At 35.5% G+C, this 23864-nt stretch carries 15 protein-coding genes and 2 pseudogenes; 11 read left to right on the top strand and 6 right to left on the bottom strand.

What is annotated here, in order from left to right; all coding sequences use genetic code 11:
- Window positions 1-347: 347 nt before the first annotated feature.
- The 4 genes from SAGCYANO_RS10325 (at window position 348) to SAGCYANO_RS10340 (ending at window position 6512) form a co-directional block, all read left to right on the top strand.
- Window positions 348-1142, top strand: coding sequence for a hypothetical protein (locus SAGCYANO_RS10325; RefSeq protein WP_202219998.1), 795 nt, complete (start codon window positions 348-350; stop codon window positions 1140-1142).
- 1698 nt (window positions 1143-2840) lie between these two features.
- Complete coding sequence (locus SAGCYANO_RS10330) at window positions 2841-3035, top strand: hypothetical protein (protein WP_202219999.1); 195 nt, start codon at window positions 2841-2843, stop codon at window positions 3033-3035.
- A 17-nt stretch (window positions 3036-3052) separates the two neighbouring features.
- Complete coding sequence (locus SAGCYANO_RS10335) at window positions 3053-3925, top strand: alpha/beta fold hydrolase (RefSeq protein ID WP_202220000.1); 873 nt, start codon at window positions 3053-3055, stop codon at window positions 3923-3925.
- A 1150-nt stretch (window positions 3926-5075) separates the two neighbouring features.
- Window positions 5076-6512 carry a DUF2252 domain-containing protein gene (locus SAGCYANO_RS10340; RefSeq protein WP_202220001.1) on the top strand — a complete coding sequence of 479 codons (1437 nt, stop codon included), beginning with the start codon at window positions 5076-5078 and terminating at the stop codon, window positions 6510-6512.
- A 249-nt stretch (window positions 6513-6761) separates the two neighbouring features.
- On the opposite strand, the gene SAGCYANO_RS10345 is transcribed toward SAGCYANO_RS10340, so the two are convergent.
- Complete coding sequence (locus SAGCYANO_RS10345; protein WP_202220002.1) at window positions 6762-6917, bottom strand: hypothetical protein; 156 nt, start codon at window positions 6915-6917, stop codon at window positions 6762-6764.
- Window positions 6918-8005: 1088 nt separating this feature from the next.
- On the opposite strand from SAGCYANO_RS10345, the gene ispG reads away from it, so the two are divergent.
- Both ispG and ctpC read left to right on the top strand, forming a co-directional pair.
- On the top strand, window positions 8006-9226 hold the full coding sequence (ispG, locus tag SAGCYANO_RS10350) for a (E)-4-hydroxy-3-methylbut-2-enyl-diphosphate synthase (RefSeq protein WP_202220003.1): 1221 nt from the start codon (window positions 8006-8008) through the stop codon (window positions 9224-9226).
- 1521 nt (window positions 9227-10747) lie between these two features.
- On the top strand, window positions 10748-12040 hold the full coding sequence (gene ctpC, locus SAGCYANO_RS10355; RefSeq protein ID WP_202220004.1) for a carboxyl-terminal processing protease CtpC: 1293 nt from the start codon (window positions 10748-10750) through the stop codon (window positions 12038-12040).
- A gap of 22 nt (window positions 12041-12062) precedes the next feature.
- Here the strand turns inward: ctpC and SAGCYANO_RS10360 are convergent, their stop codons facing one another.
- Window positions 12063-12254: a DDE transposase family protein gene (locus SAGCYANO_RS10360; RefSeq protein WP_202220005.1), complete on the bottom strand. Its 192-nt coding sequence runs from the start codon at window positions 12252-12254 to the stop codon at window positions 12063-12065.
- A gap of 1368 nt (window positions 12255-13622) precedes the next feature.
- Between SAGCYANO_RS10360 and SAGCYANO_RS10365 the strand changes: the two genes are divergently transcribed.
- The 4 genes and pseudogenes from SAGCYANO_RS10365 (at window position 13623) to SAGCYANO_RS10380 (ending at window position 18017) form a co-directional block, all read left to right on the top strand.
- On the top strand, window positions 13623-15368 hold the full coding sequence (locus SAGCYANO_RS10365) for an iron uptake porin (protein ID WP_202220006.1): 1746 nt from the start codon (window positions 13623-13625) through the stop codon (window positions 15366-15368).
- Between the two features lie 137 nt (window positions 15369-15505).
- Window positions 15506-15967: a helix-turn-helix domain-containing protein gene (locus SAGCYANO_RS10370; RefSeq protein WP_202220007.1), complete on the top strand. Its 462-nt coding sequence runs from the start codon at window positions 15506-15508 to the stop codon at window positions 15965-15967.
- A 145-nt stretch (window positions 15968-16112) separates the two neighbouring features.
- A pseudogene (locus SAGCYANO_RS10375) lies at window positions 16113-16855 on the top strand (RNA-guided endonuclease TnpB family protein); the annotation flags it as partial.
- 295 nt (window positions 16856-17150) lie between these two features.
- Entirely contained in the window at window positions 17151-18017 is an 867-nt protein-coding gene (locus SAGCYANO_RS10380; RefSeq protein WP_202220009.1) for an amino acid ABC transporter substrate-binding protein, read from the top strand.
- A gap of 1267 nt (window positions 18018-19284) precedes the next feature.
- Here SAGCYANO_RS10380 and SAGCYANO_RS47480 read toward each other — a convergent pair.
- Window positions 19285-19413: a hypothetical protein gene (locus SAGCYANO_RS47480; protein ID WP_255502526.1), complete on the bottom strand. Its 129-nt coding sequence runs from the start codon at window positions 19411-19413 to the stop codon at window positions 19285-19287.
- Window positions 19414-19707: 294 nt separating this feature from the next.
- Here SAGCYANO_RS47480 and SAGCYANO_RS10385 point away from each other — a divergent pair, with 294 nt between their 5' ends.
- Window positions 19708-20487, top strand: a complete 780-nt coding sequence (locus SAGCYANO_RS10385; protein ID WP_202220010.1) for a hypothetical protein — start codon at window positions 19708-19710, stop codon at window positions 20485-20487.
- 810 nt (window positions 20488-21297) lie between these two features.
- On the opposite strand, the gene SAGCYANO_RS10390 is transcribed toward SAGCYANO_RS10385, so the two are convergent.
- From SAGCYANO_RS10390 to SAGCYANO_RS10400, 3 genes and pseudogenes are all read right to left on the bottom strand, one after another.
- Window positions 21298-21633 (bottom strand): XisI protein, encoded by a 336-nt coding sequence (locus SAGCYANO_RS10390; RefSeq protein ID WP_202220011.1) that lies wholly within the window; start codon window positions 21631-21633, stop codon window positions 21298-21300.
- Window positions 21621-22037, bottom strand: a pseudogene (locus tag SAGCYANO_RS10395) (XisH family protein). Before SAGCYANO_RS10395 ends, SAGCYANO_RS10390 begins: the two are co-directional and overlap by 13 nt.
- 522 nt (window positions 22038-22559) lie before the next feature.
- Window positions 22560-23567, bottom strand: coding sequence for a glutathione S-transferase family protein (locus SAGCYANO_RS10400; RefSeq protein WP_202220012.1), 1008 nt, complete (start codon window positions 23565-23567; stop codon window positions 22560-22562).
- Between the last annotated feature and the right edge of the window lie 297 nt (window positions 23568-23864).

Here is a 23864-nt window from a genome sequence, read left to right on the forward strand (position 1 = left end):
TGATAAAGGTAGCATCAAAATACTAATCGTCCTAGGATATTGTTTTAAAGTCCATATATTTCTATATTTCTATATTAATTTTTCTAGAAAGTAGTGCAGTATACCCAACTTGATTCGGCAAGGGGTCTCCCGTTATAATCTCCGATTTAACGGGAGAGAACTTCACAAGATCCTACTCTTAACAGAAAGTTAAACGTTTGAAACATTTTGACTTAACGTAAAACAGTAGTGATGTTTTTGATTTTTGTTGCATAAGCTTAGTTATGATATTAATCGGCATTAGGGAATAGATACTCTATATTATTTTGTCAAATAGTCCTGGTTTAACCATAAAGTGAAATTAAATAATGAATCAGACTGCAGCGTTTATAGGAGGATGTATTCTGACGGGGATATTGATTGTCCTCTTGCTCATGGGTTGGATTGTATTTGGCAAGTGGTCTCCTGATTATCAGACGGAAGTGCCAAAAGCATCCCCTTCCCCCTCTATAACATCTTCTCCTTCTCCAAAAGTATATCCTTCTCCTTTAGTAACCGTCTCTCCTCAGCCACTACCATTACCACCCCCACCAATTTCAGTCCCTTCAGTTCCTGACTTTAAGGACTATAAATTGGAACAACAAATTAAAAATCAATCAGAACAACAACGTTCAGCTTATGAGCAACTGAGAAGTCAACTACAGCAGCAATTACTTGATATGCGACAGTTGAAAAGTCAGTTAGAACAACAATGGGCAGAGACACAACAACTGAAACTGCAACAAGACCAACTGAGGCTGGAAAATGACCGACTGTTGATTCAAGTCCAGCAGCAAGAACGTTTGATTTCTGGCTTGAGTCTACAGCAGGGAATGGACAATTATAGTAGAACCTCTTCGGGTAGTTCAGGGAATTATTTAGAAAAAGGTATATTGTGGTTTGTTGGAGGAATTGTCTTAGCTATTTTACTTCTTGGTGGTGGCATTATTTTAATCGGAATGATTATTTTATTAGCTCAACCTCAACGTCGATCTTCTTACAATGGTAAGAGTGCGGCTCACGATATTAATGTTCCTTGGCAATATACTATTTATGATGAGGAGGAAACCAACTTTTTACCTCCTTATATTGATAGGAAAAAGAAGCCAAAAATAATCAAATAAATTTCAATAAATAAGAAAGAATAAAAAGGTAAACAATGACATAAATAGGGAGTAATAGAATTGATTATTCTCCTTTGAAGCATAAATTTCCAATTTCTTTTTATAGTATTATTTTTGGTAATTGCTATAAATAGAGCAAGAAAACTTTAATTTTTTAGGTGAAGGATAAAATGTTTATTTTACCAAATAATTAAGGTTTAAAGCTTCTCGTTTAAATGAGAAACCAGCGGTCGTTTTGCTGGGCGACATGTTTGCGGAGCATGACAAACGGAAAAAGCGTAGCTTCCTGTAGGGTGGGATGGCGAGGTTTCCTCGCCACATCCATGAGACCAAGAGAAGAAAAAATTTTCCTTTTAGTCAATCCTCTTCCTTCTAGGGAGAGGTAATTATTAATTATCAATTATTTAATATCAGATTATTTACTGTGCTAATCTAACGTTTTTTATAAATTTATCTAGCTCCCTGGATGGGTATTGCTAAATTTTGCATCTATTTATAGCAATTTTAGAAGGCAAAAGTAGGAAAAATACTTTCCTGTCTAAGTTCCATTATTAGTCTACGTCCTATTATAGTAGTTGAAGGAAAGGGCACGGATATATCAAAAACTTAAAACTAAGATAAAGCAAGATTTTTCCTTCTTCTTTCTTGCTTCTTCCTTCTGATATACAAGATTCATAAGAAGTTGTATAGAATAAAATTTTAATCAGAGTTGACTGTAGATCGAGACAGACAAGTTAATAAATTTCATAGTTCTATTCAGCATCATATAAAATTGGAATAAGCAACTCTTTATTTCCTATAGCAATCAGGAATCAGATGTGAGAATTGAGGTGTTCCTTTAAAGCATGGAATATAGCAGTTTTCTTATTCTTATGTATTCGTTTCTTCCCTATTCCCTATTCCCTATTCCCTAGAACAAAAGTCTCCAATATCTCACAACTAAAATCATATTGCTATATCTTGAATATAGCAATTCCCAAAAAGCGTGATGTACAAAACTCGTTTGCTTCAGGCAACAGCTCTAGAAAGCAATAGTGAAGTAAAGATAAGAGTGTACCTGACGCTTACTGAGAAAGGCTATATATTATTGTAAGCATTCAGCTATTAGCAGTCAGCATTCAGCGAGTTTGTACTTTTTAATAAATGAAGTCAGCATTCTTTTAACTTATACTATTAGATAATTGAAATGCAAGAACAGCAAACTTTAGTTAGAACCCTATACAATTCTGTGGCAAGAAACATAGATATGTCTCAGAAGCTGATAGCTGATAGCTGACTGCTGAATGCTTACATATTATTTAATAGCTTTTAGTATTAATAATTTTTGTCTAGCTAGGATTAGCGTCAGCTAATTTATCCTTGATATGTGAAAGATAAAACTAGAGAAAAATGGAGTTATTTATAATTTTTACTTCATGTTAGTTGGTAGGTGATTTTATCTATAAGTTTATTGCTTTACTATAAGTAGGTGTTCCTATTATTTTATAGATTTAAGGGTCAGAAAAAATGATTATTTTGCTGATTTAATACCCTTGATTATCGGGACTTTGATATTTTTGACAGTAAAAATGGCTTAAAACTCAATGGTAGCAAGGAAAATACGTTAACAGGCTAAAAATGGCTCTTTGCGTAGCATGACCAAGGAAAACTCTAGTGTCGCTACGCGGAAGTCAAAAGTCAGTAGGGGCGTTAACGTAGTTGTGGGTAGCAAATTTTGGTATTAATCGGAGGAGCGATCGCCACAGTAATAACATTAATCATAATGATTATGTGAAATATTTTACTACATATTCTAGTAGTAAAGTAGTTGAACTTATATCTATATATAATTTATCTAATCATCAGAAAATCATAGAATTAAGTGTAAAGTTAAACTATTTAAAGTTACTGTAATTATTCTGGAGGTATAAATGTCAATCAAAGAAAATTCTTGGTCTAGCAATTTTATCACAGCAAATAGTATCAAGATTCATTATGTGACTCAAGGTTCAGGTCCTTTAATGTTAATGTTACATGGCTTTCCTGAATTTTGGTATTCTTGGAGATATCAAATACCTGAATTTGCTCAAGATTATAAAGTAGTTGCTTTAGATTTAAGAGGCTACAATGAAAGCGATAAACCAGAAGATAAATCTGCTTATGTAATGTCAGAATTTATTAAAGATATAGAAGAAGTAATTAAAGAATTAGGTTATGACAAATGTGTTTTAGTAGGACATGATTGGGGAGGGGGAATAGCTTGGTCTTTTGCTTATGCAAATCCTGAAATGGTAGAAAAATTAATCGTAATGAATATTCCTCATCCAGCAAAATTTAAGGAGGGTTTAGGTACTCCAGAGCAACTTTTGAGAAGTTGGTATATGTTTTTTTTCCAGTTACCTTTTTTGCCAGAATTAATGCTTGAATTTAATGATTATCAAGCTATTGATTCTATTTTTGACAGTATGGTGAATAAATCTGCTATTACTGATGCTGATATAGAAGCTTATAAGGATGCTGTGGCTAAACGAGGCGCTTTAACTTCAATGATTAATTATTATCGTAATATATTTTCTGGATTTTTCAATCAACAAGAATGGGGAATATTGCGAATTCCTACTTTAATGCTTTGGGGTGAAGAGGATATAGCTTTAGGAAAAGAATTAACTTATGGCACAGAAGAATATGTAGAAAATTTTCAGATTCGCTATATTCCTAATTGTGGTCATTCGGTACAACAAGAACAACCTCAATTGGTTAATCAATATATGGGAGAATTTTTGAGTAATGATAATGATTTATAGCAGTTTTCATGTTTCATAGAATAGAGATATTTTGGCTTAAAGGCAGAAGGCAAAAGCTTTGTAGTCTACCTTTGTGAAAACCGCTATAAGTTGAAAGAAGTGCAGGGAAGAGATTGATTTTATACCCAGAAAAATTTAAGAGAAGGTAGACAAAGAATTAGTATTATTACTAATTTATAATTACCCTTAAATTATGTGAATAGAGAATTAAAATTTTTGAGGAAATAGGAAACAGTTTCAGGTAATTAGCTAGTTTTGGGAAGAAGCAAAAATGACGATTTAGTTTTCCAATATACTTGGGAAGTAGTAATTATTGTCAGATTTGTAAAACCCTCAAAAATAGACAGAATAAAGTCTGAAATATTTACCACTATTTCCTCTTTCCCGATTATTAAAATATTTTCTTTATAATACCATGGGTGAAAAAAGAATGTTACATATAGTAAGCAGTATTAAAGTAATTTATAGAAAATATCTATTGGACGAAAAAGATAAATTACTACGTAAAAAATGGTATCAAACCTATTCCCATACGACTCCTGACTTCTGTCTTCCCCTCCCAGGAGGGGTTAGGGGTGGGTTGACTCCTAAGCAGTAACCTAAATATTTGTAGCAAAGATTTATAAAACTGGTATAACTGTAAGCATTTCCTGCGGAATGCTGCGCAAAAAGCTATTAGTTGTCAGCATTTCCTGCGGAATGCTGCGCAAACAGCAACAAGACTTTCTTTAATTTGTTTTCTTGTGTCCTTTGTAACTTTACCAATTCAACAGTTACTCTATCTGCCTTGTCATAACAATAATTTTTAATGCCAGCTAATACCAATTTGAAAAAAGAATGTTATGAATAATTAAGTACAATAAAAAATTTTGCAGGAAATGTCCCTTTGACAAAGCGGTCGAGGGATGGCGAGGGAACCTCGCCATATCCAATCGACCAAGAGAGCGGTGCGACCCCGCGACGACGCCAACTCGCTTGCGGAACGCGCACCAAGAGAAAAAGAGAATTTACGACCTAAAAACTTTTATTGAAGCAATTCCCATAGGACTCCTGACTCCTGAATCCTAAGAAATAGCCTAACTATTTGTAGCAAATATTTATCAAATTGGTATAACTTATATAATTAAATGTAACTCAAATTACTCTCATAATGATTAATCAATTAATTAATACGATTAGGAATAGCCTAATAGTAATAACTATCTTAATTATTATAAATTGGTTATTACTATCTTCTAATACTTTAGCTCAACCGATTGATAATAGTCGGCGCGAACAACAAGTATTCCAATCCATTGAATTAAATACGAATTTAATTTTAGAAAATGCAAATCCTGTAGAAAAACAACAGTTAAAAGACGAAAAATATGCTCAGATGCAAGAGTCAGAATTTAAATTCTACAGAGCAACAAATCATTTATTTTGGCAAGATTTTGCTAATGATAGTAGACTCAGTAAATTCGGTAATTCTAATACAAAAACTTGGATTTTAGGAGATTGTCATGTTGATAATTTTGGTGCTTATAATAACGATAAAGGAGAAATTATCTTCGATCTGAATGATTTTGACGAATCAATTATTGCTGATTATCAATATGATTTGTGGCGTTTAGCAACCAGTATTATTTTAGTGACAAATGATTCTACCCTATCTAAATCCGAACAAGAAGAAGTTGTTGATAGTCTTAGTGAAACTTATCTAGATACCTTAGATTCTTATGTAGGAAATGATGAAGAAACTAAAATATATTTTACAGAAACTAATACTAAAGGAGAGGTGAAAAAAACTATAGAAAAAGCCGCTCAAAAAACACGACAAGGAATGTTAGAAAAATGGACTAAAGTCATAGATAATCAAAGAATGTTTGATTTTTCTAGTGAAAATTTAGGTCTTGCCACTGATGCTAAAAAGGCTATTGAATCAGGAATTATAGATTATGGTAAAACCCTTTCCGGCAAGCTAAATTATGACCCAGAATATTTTAAAGTTAAAGATGTTGCCCAAAGATTAAATGCAGGTTTAGGTTCATTAGGAACACCACGTTATTATGTATTAATAGAGGGTAAAACTGATGCTTTAGATGATGACCATATTCTAGATATTAAACATCAGTTTCAGCCGACACCTACTTATGAATTGTTCAGCTTATATGACCGCATTAATTATCGGAAAATATTTAATAATAGTGCTAAACGCCATGCTCTAGCTTATAAAGCACTGATTAAAGACGCTGATGATTTTTTAGGATGGATAAAACTTGTAGATAATACTCCTGTTGATGGAGATTTTTCTGGTGATTATTCTGTTAGAGAAATATCTCCCTATAAAAAGTCTCTCAAAATTAAAAAATTAACAGATAAAAATAGTTTTATAGAAGTTGCTCAACAATGGGGAAAAATTCTGGCTACCGACCATGCTAGAGCAGATAAAGATTTTGATAAAAAATTAGTTTCTACTTCCTTTGAAAAACAAGTCAAAAAAATTACTGATGGTAAACATCAAGAATTTAGAAAATTAGTGCGTGAAATAGCTTTTAAATATGCAGAACAAGTTGAAGCTGATTCTGATAATTTTGTAACTGAATAAATAGAGAATAAAGGGAATAGGGAGTAGGGGAGTAGGGAAGTAGGGGAGTAGGGAAGTAGGGGAGTAGAGGAGTAGGGGAGTAGGGGAGTAGGAGAGTAGGAGAGTAGAGGAGTAGGGGAGTAGAGGAGTAGGGGAGTAGGGGAGTAGGGAACCCACTCCTAACCCCTCCCAGGAAGGGAAGCTAAAGATATGAATAATTAACATTAACTGAGCTGCTAATTAGCAAAAAAGTTATTCTGCTATTTTTAATTACTTAATAACTGATGAATCTATTACTCCTATCCCCGTTCCAATTAGAGATGCTGTAACCATTGCTGTACTGGCTATTGTTGTAGAAGTATTTTCATTTTCTCTACTAAATGCTGCTTCATTTTTTTGATAACTGTCGTTAGTTTCTTCTTTCATAACTAAAATTGTTACCTCTTAATTCCAAATACAAATAAAGTCATTGTAAGCATTCAGCTATTAGCAGTCAGCTATCAGCAATAAGTAATGAATAATTACTTCTAAATGCCTACTTAAAACCTAGATAAAAAGCACAAAATATATCGTAATAAATAGTCCTGCTTTTTGAATTTTATCAGCATTAATATTAGAGTAAAATAATAGTGCTAAACCCCCAGAAATAGAAGATAACGTAAGGTAAGCATTTCCTGCGGAATGCTGCGCAAACAGCTATTAGCAGTCAGCTATCAGCAAACCCTAATTATTCATTACTTCTAAGATTTAGGAAGGGGACTTTAACAGTAACTTTACTTCTAAGATTTAGGGAGGGAACTTTAACAGTAACTTTTATTCTGTCTCAATTTCTCAATTATTTTTACCTTCCCCAAAATTAATAACTGATAGCTGATAGCTGACGGCTGAATGCTTACAACGTAAGTTCTATTCCCCAAAAGAAATCTTGTCTTTCCCAACCTCTCCCTCTTGCTAATTTCTTGGCAATAGAACCTATAAATATAATTACTAAAGGAATAAATAGAGTTTGCTGAAAAAGTCTTATGGGTGAGGGTAGGAGACAGGAGACAACCCACCCCTCGCCCCTCCCCTCCCAACCCACCCCTCGCCCCTCCCCTCCCAACCCACCCCTAACCCCTCCCAGGAGGGGAGGGGAGACAGGAGACAGGAGAAAAGGGAATGAGCGAGGAGGTAGGAGTAAGAATTGTGAGAGTGATTTTTCTGCCCAACTATGCGCCTAAAATGCTAACTTTTTGAGCGTGAAGAGCTGAAAACCAGGCACTGCAATTCGACCCCAAAAAGGCTAAAACCTTTATCTGTAAATACTTTTAGATTTAATCAGCAAGCCCTAAATAGAGCCTCAAATAAAAGGTCTAAACTAACATTTTTCATATTTGCCACTTGCTTTTTTTCAACCTCCAGATGACTTTTAATTTTAGACTCTTGACTAATAAGATTGAACTATTATGTGGCAATCTGAATATAGAACAAAATATATTACTCAACTTTTCTCTACAGAAGTATAAAAGTACATTATGCAAACCTTGCCAAACCCAACCAAAACTCCAGCAAATCAACCCGCCTTTGACACAACTATCCATCGGCGAAAAACTCGCCCCGTCAAAGTAGGTGATGTAACCATCGGTGGTGGCCATCCAGTCGTAGTCCAGTCAATGATCAATGAAGACACCCTCGACATTGACGGTTCCGTAGCTGCCATTCGTCGTTTACACGAAATTGGGTGCGAAATAGTCCGCGTTACCGTTCCCAGTATGGCCCATGCAAAATCCTTAGCAGAGATTAAACAGAAATTAACACAGACTTACAAACCCGTCCCACTGGTAGCTGATGTCCACCATAACGGCATGAAAATTGCTCTAGAAGTTGCCAAGCACGTTGATAAAGTCAGAATTAATCCTGGTTTATATGTATTCGAGAAACCTCAATCTGGCAGAAACGAATATACCGAAGCAGAATTTGAGGAAATAGGTAAAAAAATCCGCCAAACCCTCGAACCTTTGGTAATTTCTTTGCGAGACCAAAATAAAGCCATGCGAATTGGAGTTAACCATGGTTCCTTAGCAGAAAGAATGTTATTTACTTATGGAGATACCCCAGAAGGCATGGTAGAGTCTGCCCTGGAATTTCTCAAAATTTGTGAATCCTTAGACTACTACAATTTGGTAATTTCTCTAAAGGCATCGCGGGTACCAGTAATGCTTGCTGCTTACCGATTAATGGTAAAACGGATGGACGAATTAGGTATGGCCTATCCTCTTCATTTGGGTGTAACTGAAGCAGGTGATGGAGAATATGGTCGGATTAAGTCTACTGCTGGTATAGCTACACTTTTAGCAGACGGAATAGGGGATACAATTCGCGTTTCTTTAACTGAAGCACCCGAAAAAGAAATTCCAGTTTGTTACGGCATTCTCCAAGCTTTGGGTCTGCGGAAAACAATGGTAGAGTATGTTGCCTGTCCCTCCTGTGGCCGAACTTTATTTAATCTGGAAGATGTTCTGCATCAAGTACGGGAGGCTACAAAACATTTAACAGGATTGGACATTGCTGTTATGGGTTGTATTGTCAATGGCCCTGGAGAAATGGCAGATGCAGATTATGGTTATGTAGGTAAGCAACCAGGGTATATTTCTTTATACCGTGGACGGGAAGAAATTAAAAAAGTCCCTGAGTCTCAAGGTGTTGAAGAATTAATTAATTTAATTAAAGCTGATGGGCGTTGGGTTGAACCTTAGTTTGTAATTGAAATTTAATTGGGAGTGTATTTTTAATTACAGAAAAATTGTGGTTTAAAGCCTCCCCTTTTAAGGCAGGGTCAATTTATTGTCGTCAGAGAAAAAAAGGAGGAGGGGGTGGGGAGTGTGGGAGGTGTGGGAAGTGTGGGAGGTATGGGAAGTCTGGGAAGGACAGGATCTCAAAAAAAATAGGGTTGCAAATATTCTCGCTACGACAAAGAATTAGCCCTCCCCTTTTAAGGGGATAATAAATAAAAATTTTTCGGTTGTGCGTCAAGAAAGTGTGGTTCGTGTGGGGACCCACCCCGAACCCCTCCCTGGAGGGGAATGTGGGGACCCACCCCTAACCCCTCTCAGGAGGCAGGGTCTATTTATTGTCACCAGAGAAAAAAAGAGGAGGGTGTGGGGAGGGTGAGAAGTGTGGGAAGTTTAGGGACTGTGGAAAGCACAGGATATCAAAAAAATATAGGGTTGTAAATATTCTCGCTACGACAAAGAATTAGCCCTGGGGGAGTAGGGGAGTGGGGAGAAGTAAACATAATCTCAAAAAAATATAGGGTTGTAAATATTCTCGCTACGACAAAGAATTAGCCCTGGGGGAGTAGGGGAATTTGGGAGTAGGGAGTAGGCTTAAAAGACATAAGATATCTTTGTTTAATGCCGATAATCGTTACAAAAATTACTGAACCATTATTATTAATTAATAGCTGAAGTTCCATAAATAATGTATAAGTAAATTCTAACTTTATATACTCCCAAAAAATGGTTAATACTAAACTTAGATTAAAGAGAATAAACAAAAAAAATTCTCGATCGCACTTCTACCAATAATAGAAAAATAGACAGTTATAGCAGTGTTCATTAACTTTTCATTAACTATAGAATACAGAGATTTTGGCTCAAAGGCAGCGGTAGCTGTTTGCGCAGCACTATGCAGGAAATGCTTACCATAAATCATAAAAACAAAATAAATTATTTGCTTTACCGAATAATTAATAATTAATAATTAATAATTAAATAATTCGCGCCTTGAAGCCTCCCCTTGATCGGGGAAATAAGCGGTTGAGGGATGGCGAGGTCCCCTCGCCATATCCAATCAACCAAGAGAAGAAATAATATTTCCTTATATTCAATTCCGTAACGGTTAAAACCCGAGGTAATTATCAATTATCCATTATCAATTATCAATTAATGAAATATCTTAAATTTATTAATTTATTCTTAAATTTATTAATTTATTGATGAGGACTTACATTATTGCCTTTTCTTTTATTGATTTTTAAATCTCAAACAACCTAACTCCAAGCATTATATTACTTATGCTAAATTAGGCATAGAAGTAATGTAGTAATTATTAGACTTGTCGCTTTATAACTTAAAAAATCCCCAAAAACCTTGTTCTGTAAGGATTGTAGTCATTGGAGAATAAAAAAGCTGGGAATTATTGCTCTGTCTAGGTTAGAGCGATTTTTTTCCTTTATTTAGCGACAACTCTATTGTTTAAATTAATTCAACAAACAAATGGTTATAGCAAAACGTGGACTAATCCTTGGTGCAACAGCATTGATGTTAACAGGCGTTACTGTCATCAGCGCTGGTATTCATCTTTCCTCTCAAGCATCATTAAATAATAACGACCCTAAAGAATTAATCGACCAAGTTTGGCAAATTATTGATAAAACTTATGTTGATGGTACTTTCAATCAAGTAGACTGGAAAGCTACTCGCACTGAATACCTCGATAAAACTTATACAACTGATGAAGAAGCTTATGATGCAATTAGGGAAATGCTAGAAAAGCTAGGAGACCCTTATACTCGCTTCATGGACCCAGAAGAATTTAAAAATATGCAAATTGACACTTCTGGAGAACTCACAGGTGTAGGTATTCAACTAACCCAAGACCAGGATACAAAAAAATTAGTAGTAATCTCACCAATAGAAGATACCCCGGCTTTTGAAGCAGGTATTCTAGCTAAAGATATTATTAGCAAAATTGACGGCCAAAGCACTGAGGGGATGGATATAAATCAGGCAGTAAGTCTGATCCGTGGTCCCATCGGTTCTCAAGTAACTCTAACCATTAAACGAGAAGGTCGGGAAATAGAGTTTCCTATTACTAGAGCAAAAATTGAAATTCATCCTGTAAAGTATTCTCAGAAAGAAAGTTCTCTGGGTAAAGTTGGTTATATCCGGTTAAATCAGTTTAGTGCTAATGCTGCTGGTGAAATGCGGGAAGCAATAGATGAGTTAGAAGCTGAGAATGTATCGGGTTATATTCTAGATTTACGTTCTAACCCTGGTGGCTTACTTTATGCTAGCGTAGAAATTGCTCGGATGTGGCTCGAACGTGGAGATATTGTTTCTACTGTGAACCGTAGTGGTGTTACCGATCGCCAGAAGGCTATTAATAGGTCTTTGACAGATAAACCATTGGTGATTATGGTGGATGGGGGTTCGGCAAGTGCAAGTGAGATTCTTTCTGGTGCTCTACAAGATAATGAACGGGCGACATTAGTAGGTACTAAGACATTTGGTAAAGGGTTGGTGCAGTCCGTGCGTGGTGTTGGTAAAGGTGCAGGGTTAGCAGTGACGATCGCCAAATATTTTACTCCCAGCGGTCGCGATATTAACCATGAGGGAATTAAGCCAGATATAGAAATTTCTCTAACAGATGAACAAAAAGAGGCTTTGCGGAAAAGTCGCGACAAAATAGGTACTCTTGACGATCCTCAATATGCAAAAGCATTGGAAATTTTGAATCAAGAAATTGCCAAACTCCAAAATAATAAAGCTCAGTCAACAAAAAAGTAGATTGATAAATTAATTTTATTAGTTATTGTGGTTGACATTTTCCGGATCGAATCAATCCTACACGACAGGCGATCGCTTCTTCAACAGTATTAAATGGACCCCATGTTGCTAAAATGTCGGGGTCTTTTTTGTGTTCGACTTGTGTACTAGGCAAAATTTCACAAGTTTCCTCTGGTTTCTTGATAATATAATATTTTTGCGATGAGTCATTCATAGTAATGGGGAATTGGTAAATGTACAAAAATCATAAATTATAGAGTCTGAACATTTATTTCACACGAGAGTAAAACTGCTTGATAATGGAGTAAATCAAGATATTTAAGTTATAGAATAGTTTTTCCACTTTTGAGCATAACTTAATTTGTGGCTTCATTTTGCTATAAACCTACCACCTAAGACCTACCACCTACCACCTATAAAAAGAAATATTGTTATCAAGTATTAAGTTGCTAGGAGTTAGAATTAATGCAGGATTACTTTCAAGTTAGCAATGTACAAAAATCATAAATTATAGAGTCTGAACATTTATTTCACACGAGAGTAAAACTGCTTGATAATGGAGTAAATCAAGATATTTAAGTTATAGAATAGTTTTTCCACTTTTGAGCATAACTTAATTTGTAGCTTCATTTTGCTATAAACCTACCACCTAAGACCTACCACCTACCACCTATAAAAAGAAATATTGTTATCAAGTATTAAGTTGCTAGGAGTTAGAATTAATGCAGGATTACTTTCAAGTTAGCAATGTACAAACATCATAAATTATAGAGTCTGAACATTTATTTCACACGAGAGTAAAACTGCTTGATAATGGAGTAAATCAAGATATTTAAGTTATAGAATAGTTTTTCCACTTTTGAGCATAACTTAATTTGTGGCTTCATTTTGCTATAAACCTACCACCTAAGACCTACCACCTACCACCTACCACCTATAAAAAGAAATATTGTTATCAAGTATTAAGTTGCTAGGAGTTAGAATTAATGCAGGATTACTTTCAAGTTAGCAATGTACAAAAATCATAAATTATAGAGTCTGAACATTTATTTCACACGAGAGTAAAACTGCTTGATAATGGAGTAAATCAAGATATTTAAGTTATAGAATAGTTTTCCACTTTTGAGCATAACTTAATTTGTAGCTTCATTTTGCTATAAACCTACCACCTAAGACCTACCACCTACCACCTATAAAAAGAAATATTGTTATCAAGTATTAAGTTGCTAGGAGTTAGAATTAATGCAGGATTACTTTCAGATTAGCAATGTACAAAAATCATAAATTATAGAGTCTGAACATTTATTTCACATGAGAGTAAAACTGCTTGATAATGGAGTAAATCAAGATATTTAAGTTATAGAATAGTTTTTCCACTTTTGAGCATAACTTAATTTGTAGCTTCATTTTGCTATAAACCTACCACCTACCACCTAAGACCTACCACCTAACACCCACCACCTACCACCTACCACCTACCACATAACACCTACCACATAACACCTAATAAATATATAAAGTTACAAAGCATATTAAGATAATAATGTTTTTGTACTTCCAGTAAAATTATTAAACTAAAAATATGGGACGTAAATTTTATGGTGTAGTATTCCCATTCATTTTAGGAATAGGATTTGTCTTATCTATTACTCCAAGTAGTAAAGCTCAGAAACAACAATCAAGTGAAAGTCTTGACCAAACTGCTCAGATTTTAGAAAAAATAGAGGAATACAACCCACTCAAGCAACCTACACAGACATCTAAACCACTTGAAGAATTAGACCAAAAAAAAACAAATATCGTCACAGACAAAAATGATGATACTTTAGGACAAATAGAACAAAATAATCAACTCGATCGCCCTCCCGAAATACCTCCCCCCCTAGAACGAGTTAACTCTGTCAATCAACTTAGTGATGTTCTACCCACAGATTGGGCCTATAGTGCCTTACAAGGATTAGCAGAACGCTATGGTTGCCTCTTGGCCTCTCCAAATGGTACATTTAGTGGAAATAGAGCCATCAGTCGTTATGAATTTGCTGCTAATCTCAACGAATGTTTAGAAGTTATTCAAAGTCTAATTGAAGAATTCGGTGAAGGTTATATTTCTCAAGAAGACTTAGCAAAAAGCCAACGGTTACAAGCAGATTTTGCCGTCGAAATAGCCGATACTAAATCCCGCCTGAATGCTCTAGAAAAACGGAAAGAAATCCTCGAAGCAAATCTGTTTTCTACCACAACCATACTTAAAGGGCAAGTGAATATGGCCTTTTATGATGCCTTTGGCAATGATGGAGAAGATGGTGCTACCGTGAGTGCTGACGATGTCCAAATGGGGTTTGGTCATTCCTTGACATTGAACTTTGATACCAGTTTTACAGGAAGAGACTTCCTCAGAACAAGGATAGTTGCTGGAGACGTAACTGTAATAGATACAGGTACTAATATGACAATTTTTCTCGCAGGCTCTTCAACTGACGATGTAGCAGAACTAAGAGAAGCATACTATATTTTTCCCCTCAATAACGAAATGAGTCTTTATATCGGAGCTACTGGACTTGACTTTGATTTAATGGCTCCTGCTCTTAATCCTAAATTTATCAGTGGTAGTATAGGAAGCCTGGCTTTGTATACAGCTTACAACCCTACTATATACATCCAACCAGGGGGTGCTGGTTTAGGTTATAGTTATCAAATTAACGACAACTTCAGATTAGATGTAGCATATCTCGGAGGTAATCCTGAGACTCCGAATGAGGGTGGTGGATTTTTCAATGGTACTAATAGTACTTATGCTCAGTTAACAATTTCACCAACTTTAAATTTTGATTTTTCTTTTGCTTATGTAAGATCGTATTATACCGCAGATTCAGTTAATGTAGCAGGTTTTACAGGTAGCGAAAATGCTCAACAGCCTTTTGGTGAAGTGGCAACTTCAGCAGACCATTTTGGATTTCAAACTAGCTATCGCTGGGCACCATTTACTATTTCTGGTTGGGTTGGTTATAGCAATGCTGAAGCAGAAGCAGGCGAGCGCGAAGGGGATGAAGCGGATATTTGGCATTGGGCAGTAACAGTAGCTATAGATGACTTAGTATTTGAAAATGGAATGTTAGGTCTTTCAGTTGGTCAGCAACCAAAATTGACTGATATTGATAATGGTGAAGATGACCCAGATACCTCTATACAATTTCAAATTTTCTACAGTTATCGAATTTCCAATAATATAGATATAACGTCTGGTTTTTTCCTAGAAACACAACCAGAACATAATGATAAAAATGACCCAATTTTGGTATTTGTTACTCGCAGCGTTTGGAGATTTTAACCAATGTCGCAAGAATTCCCCATCTCTCTATAGGGTGGGGATGAATTGCCACCAGTGGATAATCCACAAAAGCGACCACTTTCAGCAAATCTTGTGCCATAATAATTTATTGTCAACCTGAGTTTTTCTGCCCTATTTTGTACAGAGCCATCAAAGTCAGAATCTACCCATCACCTGAACAATCCCAAAAACTAAGTCAAGTCATGGGGTGTGCTGGATGGTGGTGGAATTATGCCTTAAACCTCTGCAATGAAACTTATCAACAAACAGGCAAGGGATTAAGCCAAGTTGCTCTGAATCAAGTTTTGCCCAAGCTCAAAAAATCTGAAGAAACTGCATGGTTGAAAGAGTGTTATTCCCAGGTTTTGCAGTCAACAACCCTCAACTTAACCAAGGCATTTAAGAACTTTTTTGAGAAAAGAGCTAACTATCCTAGATTCAATTCCTATCACAGCAGACAATCAGCACAGTATCCTCAAAACTGTAAAGTAGTTGACAATGGAGTGAAAATCCCCCAAGTAGGAGTAATTAAAGCCTCAATTCATAGATTGTTTGACGGTCAATTAAAAACTTTCAAGAATTTAGAATTAAGAATTTAGAATTACCTCTTCTTATAAATAAGAAGATTGGTTAAAAGGATTTTTTTTTCTTCTCTTGGCCGATTGGATATGGCGCAGGTTTCCTCCCCATCCCTCGACCGCTTTTTTCTCCATGAATGGAGAGGCTTTATACCTGAATTTTTCGGTAACTATAACTAAAACGCCTACCCGAAATTATTATGCCTCATTGTTGTTCGACACTGAACAGCAAACTCCGGAAGTTGTGTTAACTGGTAAGATTATTGGTATCGATCTGGGATTAAAAGATTTCTGTATTACCCATGATGGTAGTAAAACTGCAAAATATACTAATCCGAAATGCCTGAAAAAACATCAGAAAAATTTAGCAAGAAAACAAGCTAATTTAGCTGGTAAGAAAAAAGGAAGTAAGTCAAGACAAAAAGCACGCCAGCTAGTGGCTAGAGTTCACGAACGTATTAGTAATACCCGTCAAGACTTTCTACATAAATTATCCAGAAAAATCGTCAATGATAATCAAGTAGTAGTCGTTGAGAATTTGAACATCAAGGGTATGATTTGTAATCATAAACTAGCTAAAGCAATATCTGATGTCGGATGGGGAATATTTGTCAATTTCCTTGACTATAAACTACAACAAAAAGGAGGTTTGTTAGTAGAAATTGATAGATGGTTTCCTAGTTCTAAAACTTGCTGTAATTGTCTCTACCAAATGTCAGAAATGCCATTAGAAATGAGAGAGTGGACTTCTCCGAATTGTGGCACACACCATGATAGGGATGAAAATGCCAGCAAGAATATTAGAGCAGAAGACATCAGACAACTATCGGTCTTGGAAGGACTGCTGCTGTTCGTGCAGCGTTCCGTAGGGAAGGAGGGGAAGTAAGACCAAAAGCTGGGCTTCATTAATTGATAATGGATAATGAATAATGGATAATTACCTCTAGTTAAAACCGTTCTTGATTGAATATAAGGAAATCGGATTTCTTCTCTTGGTCGATTAGATATGGCGCAGGTTTCCTCCCCATCTCTCGACCGCTTTTTTCTCCTTAAAAGGAGAGCCTTTAAACCGAATTGATTAATTATCAATTATCAATTATCCATTATCCATTGGTAAGTCCGTCTTGAGGCACTCCCCTGTGAGTTCAGAAGCTCCAACTTCAGCCTAGCAGGTTGGGGTAGTTCACTCTTAAAACTAACAATTATGAACAAGAAACTGAAAATTATTATTGCTTCATCCCTAGCATTTCTAGGGACTATTTTTCCGCAAAAAATAAGTCAAGCACAAACAGAAGAAAAAATTATTAGAAAAGAGCAGATAGTAGTAGGAGTTAGGGAAGATTCCTATTGGTTTGGTTCCAGGAATGATAAGGGAGAACGGGAAGGATATTGTATAGATATTGCCTATGCATTACGTGAACGTCTCAGTGCTAATCAACTTGAGCCAATCAGGGTAAGATTTGTGACCTCAACTGTCCAAAGTCGTTGGGATATGGTAAAAAGTGGTATGGTAGATTTGGAGTGTGGCCCTAATACTATTAGTACCGAACGTGAAGAAAAACATGGTATTAATTTTTCTGCACCCTTTTTTATCACAGCAACACAAATTTTAGCTCAAAGAGGCAGGATAGAAGAAGATGTAAATGCAGGTAATGCCATAGTTGGTGTAGTTAGGAATACTAGCAATGAAAGTGATTTAAAGAGTGCTTATCCTGAAGAACAAATTGAGGATAAATTTTTAACTAGAGAACAAGGTATTAAAGCTTTGGCGGATGGTGAAGTTAATGGTTTTGCTAGTGATGGAACTCTTTTGTTAGGTGTGGCGTGGAGCATGGACCTGGATATGGAAAATGATTATACTTTTATTACTATCAATCAGGAAAATGGCCGTCCATTTTGTGCGGGTTATGGGTTCATACTTCCTGGAGGGGAAGAAAATTCTAGTTGGCAAAACTATGTTAATGACTTTCTCGCTAACGATAGAAAAGCTCAAAGAATTCAAAGAAAATGGTTGTTGGATGGTTTAAGTGAAAATAGTCAGATGCTTTATGATGCTTGTGCTCAGGAGTAGGGAATTCTGAATTTAGAATTTAGAATTTAGAATTTAGAATTTAGAATTTAGAAAATTGAGTGGTAGACGGACAGGCCTAAAATGTGGCAATAGTAGGGGCGGGTTCCACGTTAAGTTCATTGCTCAACAAGAGTAGGGAATTTAGAATTCTCAATTCAGAATTTAGAAAATTGAGTGGTAGACGGACAGGCCTAAAATGTGGCAATAGTAGGGGCGGGTTCCACGTTAAGTTCATTGCTCAACAAGAGTAGGGAATTTAGAATTGAGAATTCAGAATTTATAAAATTGAGTGGTAGACGGACAGGCCTAAAATGTGGCAATAGTAGGGGCGGGTTCCACGTTAAGTTCATTGCTCAACAAGAGTAGGGAATTTAGAATTCTCAATTCAGAATTTAGAAAATTGAGTGGTAGACGGACAGGCCTAAAATGTGGCAATAGTAGGGGCGGGTTCCACGTTAAGTTCATTGCTCAACAAGAGTAGGGAATTTAGAATTGAGAATTGAGAATTGAGAATTTAGAAAATTGAGTGGTAGACGGACAGGCCTAAAATGTGGCAATAGTAGGGGCGGGTTCCACGTTAAGTTCATTGCTCAACAAGAGTAGGGAATTTAGAATTCTCAATTCAGAATTTAGAAAATTGAGTGGTAGACGGACAGGCCTAAAATGTGGCAATAGTAGGGGCGGATTCCACGTTAAGTTCATTGCTCAACAAGAGTAGGGAATTCAGAATTCTCAATTCAGAATTTAGAAAATTGAGTGGTAGACGGACAGGCCTAAAATGTGGCAATAGTAGGGGCGGATTCCACGTTAAGTTCATTGCTCAACAAGAGTAGGGAATTTAGAATTCAGAATTTAGAATTCAGAATTTAGAAAATTGAGTGGTAGACGGACAGGCCTAAAATGTGGCAATAGTAGGGGGGGTTCCGCGTTAAGTTCATTGCTCAATAAGAGTAGGGAATTTAGAATTGAGAATTCAGAATTTAGAAAATTGAGTGGTAGACGGACAGGCCTAAAATGTGGCAATAGTAGGGGGGGGTTTAGCGTTAAATTGATGGTATCACGCACGACTAGGTAAACCCGCCCTAGCTCGCTCACCCTAATAACTTAATGGGTAAAATTGTCTAGTAGTAGCGCGTCAAGCTTTAAATATTGTATTAGGATTTTGGACAAAAACAACATAACATAGCTTAGATTCTGCCATTTTCCTATTACCTGCAATAGCTATATAGGTTAATTAATTTTCTCCCTGCTAAATACTATGTAATTGTTAATAAGTCAATTCATGGTTAGAGAGACTGAGAAAAATTAGTTCATTATGGTTGGAGATATATGAGGCGATCGCTGGTTTAAACAACGAAATAATCAATCTTTGCAGCTTTAAATTTGTATTAGGCAATAAATACCTACAGATTATATTTAATTTATCATATCACACAGATCGAGAAAAAAGGCTGAAAGTATTGAAATTATGTTGAGTAGTTGGAAATTTTTTTACTATTTTTTGTCAGAGATTGATGACAAAGTTTAAAATTTTCAAATGAAAAGCTGATATTGATAATTAAAACTTTTCAAGTATTGATTCTGTTATTAGTGCATAAAAGTCAAAACCTTAGACAAACAGAAAATATAGAGGGAAAAAAATAAAGCTCCTCCATAGTTAAGTTAACTTTGTATTTTTGACCGAATAATTATGACCAAAATCAAACAGATATTGATGGGTATTGCAGTAGCGACCTCTGTGTGTGTATTGCCGAATCATTCAGTTAATGCAGCATCTCTGATTAATTTTGAACCTGTGGATGGTAAATTTCCTGATGGTAGTTTAGCCGTAGATAATATGCCAATTACAGATCAGTTTTCATCCTTGGGTGTAACTTTTGGCATCGACCGTAACCTGGATGGCTTACCCGATGCTGGACTTTTCCCCAATTTGGAGGCGGTTGGCTCTTCAGATCCTGTACTAGGTTTTTATTCAACAAAAGGAGGAGGAATTGATATAGCTGCTCCTGGTTTTGAAAGCAGGTTAGGTAGTTTTTTCCTACGGGGAGTTGGCTCACTAACTAATGGTGAATATCTTCTAATTTCTTATGCTTCTCCGACAAATGCTGCATCGGCTGAAATTTGGGATATCGATCCTCATTCAGCAACAACATTTGAACAATGGGAAGTTCAAGCACTGGGTTCTGATTTATCCGTGGTTGATTCTATTGTTAGTCCTGCTGGTACTACTCTTGCCTTAGAAGCTTCTCCTTGGTTTTGGTCTTTTGACCGCCCACAAAAAGATATTCATGCTATTCGTCTAGTCTATACGGGAAATACAAATGGTGTTGGACTTGGATTTGATAATTTTTCTCCACTGGCAGTAGAAGGTTCTGAACCTGAACCTAATGCCTCTGTTCCCGAACCAACTTCTGCAATAGGTTTATTAATATTTGGTGCTGTTGCTTATCGTTTGAGGAAAGGTAATTAACGAAGTCAGAAGTCAGTAGGGGCGAATGGCATTCGCCCGTACAGAAGTTGTTTTTGTAACAGGGATGCGTGACAACCCCCCCAAAAACATTTCACCTTAAAAAGCTAGGTGGCGCGACGGCGTTGCACAGTGACGAATGATTTGAGATTTTTGATGAACAGGATTTTGGATTTGAGAATTGGTAGAATGATTAATGTTAGGTTTTTTTAGTCAAAATCGAACACCTATTTTTTGCAGTATCATTCCATAATGTGCAACCCTCAAATTCTTAGATAAAACGATATTTGTAGAGGGATAAAACTATATTTGTAGAGGGATAAAACTATATTTGTAGAGGGATAAAACTATATTTGTAGAGGGATAAAACTATATTTGTAGAGGGATAAAACTATATTTGTAGAGGGATAAAACTATATTTGTAGAGGGATAAAACTATATTTGTAGAGGGATAAAACTATATTTGTAGAGGGATAAAACTATATTTGTAGAGGGATAAAACTATATTTGTAGAGGGATAAAACTATATTTGTAGAGGGATAAAACTATATTTGTAGAGGGATAAAACTATATTTGTAGAGGGATAAAACTATATCTGTAGAGGGATAAAACTATATTTGTAGAGGGATAAAACTATATCTGTAGAGGGATAAAACTATATCTGTTTAAAAAGAGGGATAAAACGATATCTGTAGAGGGATAAAACGATATCTGTAGAGGGCGAATGCCATTCGCCCCTACTAGATATGGCGCTTGGTGCGTAAGTCCTGGAATAAATATTATTCTGCTTCAAGAGAATTTTAGATAAAATTATCAACCTATAGAATATTCTGTAAACTGACGCATAAAGGGAGAATGAAAACTAATAACAATATCTTGATGCGCGACTCCTGCTTTGACTAATTCCTCAGCAAAATCAATTTCTGTACCATTATATTGTAGCCATATTTTCTCTCCCTTAATGTCAAAATGTAGAACACAGCCATAAACACGGCGATCGCCTTCCCAACCCACATTAACTATTTGATAATGATGATTTTTAGTGTCAAAAATTAATTCTCGATCAACATCTTTTCTTGTGTAGCGATCGCCCGCATATTCTTGAATTACTTTTTGAATTATTTCCCCATATTTATCTACTTTATCCATTGTTCAATTGTCTCCCGCTCTGGATGATAAATAATTAATTTAATATATTGGTTTTTAATGACAAGTTGAATTAACTCTAGTTTAAAAAAATCTTCATAAGTTGTTTGAGGAACAGCTAAATATAATTCACGTTCTGGTTCCTTTTGACTTAATACAGTTTGATAATTAATAAACTGCCCTAATGCTTTGTGAAATTCAGAAATTGGCGAATTACTAATAAAGCTTTTCACTTCAACAGAAATTTTTTCTCCTGCTCTTTCAGCGGTAATAAGTTTCTCTGCACCTAAATCAATATAAATTTATACTCCACCAAAATCTAAATGTAAAGGATCATTTGTAATGATCCATCCTTCTTTTTCTAATCCTAGTTTTACAGCATTATGAAAAATATCTTTAGCGGGCATATTAGTGATTATATTGAATATATTTGGCAAAAACGAAGATAACTGGTTAAAAAACAAGGAAAAAAGAAAGAGTATAAAGTTTCTATTTTAACTTTTGTCTTTTTCTCTCTTCCCTATTTACTTACATCGTAAGAATTGAGATATTAATAGCTAATAGCTGAATGCCTACCTTATCAAATAATACCATTTCTCAAAAACTTTTCTACATTTTGTTGAGCAGAGGAGTAGGATAGTGGCAGAGTGGGGGAGAAGCAAACACAATAATAATTAACATTAACTTAGCTGAAATAAGTAAAAAAGTGATTTTACTTGTGCTGATTAGTTAATAACTGAAGTACTGCCCAAGTATAGCAATACTTTTGGGAATTGGTATAACTAAGGTTTAAAGCATCTCCTTTCAAGGAGAAACAAGAAAAAAATTTCATGATTAGTCAATCTTCTTCTTTTCAAGGAGAGGTAATTGTTAATTATTAATTATTAATTATTAATTTTTGAAATTATACATCTCCAAAAATCCCAATTTCAGAACGGTGGGATAATAGTTTCAGGAGCTTCTGTGGAGATGCCTATTGATGCGCGGTTATGTGGAGAATCTAAATCTATCTCCGGACCAATTGGCACAATTTTAGTAGGATTAACATTTGGATGACTCATGTAATAATGTCGTTTAATATGGTCAAAATTACAAGTTTCTTTTACTCCTGGATGTTGATAAATATCTTTTAGATAATTCCAGAGATTTGGATAATCCCAAATATGACGTAAATTACACTTGAAATGAACATAATAAACCACATCAAAACGAAGCAAAGTAGTAAACATACAAATATCAGCTTCAGTTAGGCGATCGCCACACAAATAACGTTGTTTTGACAATATATTTTCCCAATAATCTAAAGCTGCGAATAAATCTTTCACTCCTTCTTCATAAGCTAATTGAGAACCAGCAAAACCCGCCCGATAAACACCATTATTAATCGGTTGATAAATAGTATCAATAGTTTTTTCAATGGTATCCTTTAAATCTTCCGGAAACAAATTCAGGTCATTTTTAGCAATACCATTAAACTCAGTATCAAACATCCTAATAATTTCACGGGATTCATTATTAACAATAGTATTTTTTTCCTTATCCCAAAGTACAGGTACGGTAACTCTCCCACTATAATTTGAATCAGCCTTCAGATAAAGTTGCCAAAGATAATTAGTATCATTAATACTATCAGGAATACATCCCAGTTCAGAATCAGAAAATTCCCAACTATTTTGGTCAATTACTGCTCCTACAACTGACAACCCAATAACATCTTCTAATCCTTTTAACTTGCGCATAATAGCAGTTCGATGTGCCCAAGGACAAGCCCAAGAAATGTATAGATGATAACGTCCTGTTTCTGCTTTAAAGCCACTAGAATTATCTGCTGTAATTTTATTCCGAAATGTGGTATTAGGGCGAATAAATCTACCTTCAGAATCTTCTTGTTCTCGTTTAGATACCCATTTACCATCAATTAAAATACCTAATCCCATGATTACCCCCTCAATAAAATGCTTGTTGAATACTTATTATACTATTCAGGAGTAGGGAGTGGGGGAGTGGGGGAGTGGGGGAGTCGAGGAGTCGGGGAGTCGGGGAGTCGGGGAAATTAAAGTAATGATAGAATTATAAACATATATTATATAATTTTCCTTCTAAGTGCTTAGGCAAAATTAATTACCATTATTTATTCCCTGTAATTTTTACAACATCAGCTTTTTAACTTGAGAGTATGTGTAATTAATTTTGCATGACTACTTATATCAGGAGTCAGGAGGAGAGAGAATCAC

It is taken from the genome of Okeania sp. KiyG1 (assembly GCF_014132355.1).
Lineage (GTDB): Bacteria > Cyanobacteriota > Cyanobacteriia > Cyanobacteriales > Microcoleaceae > Okeania.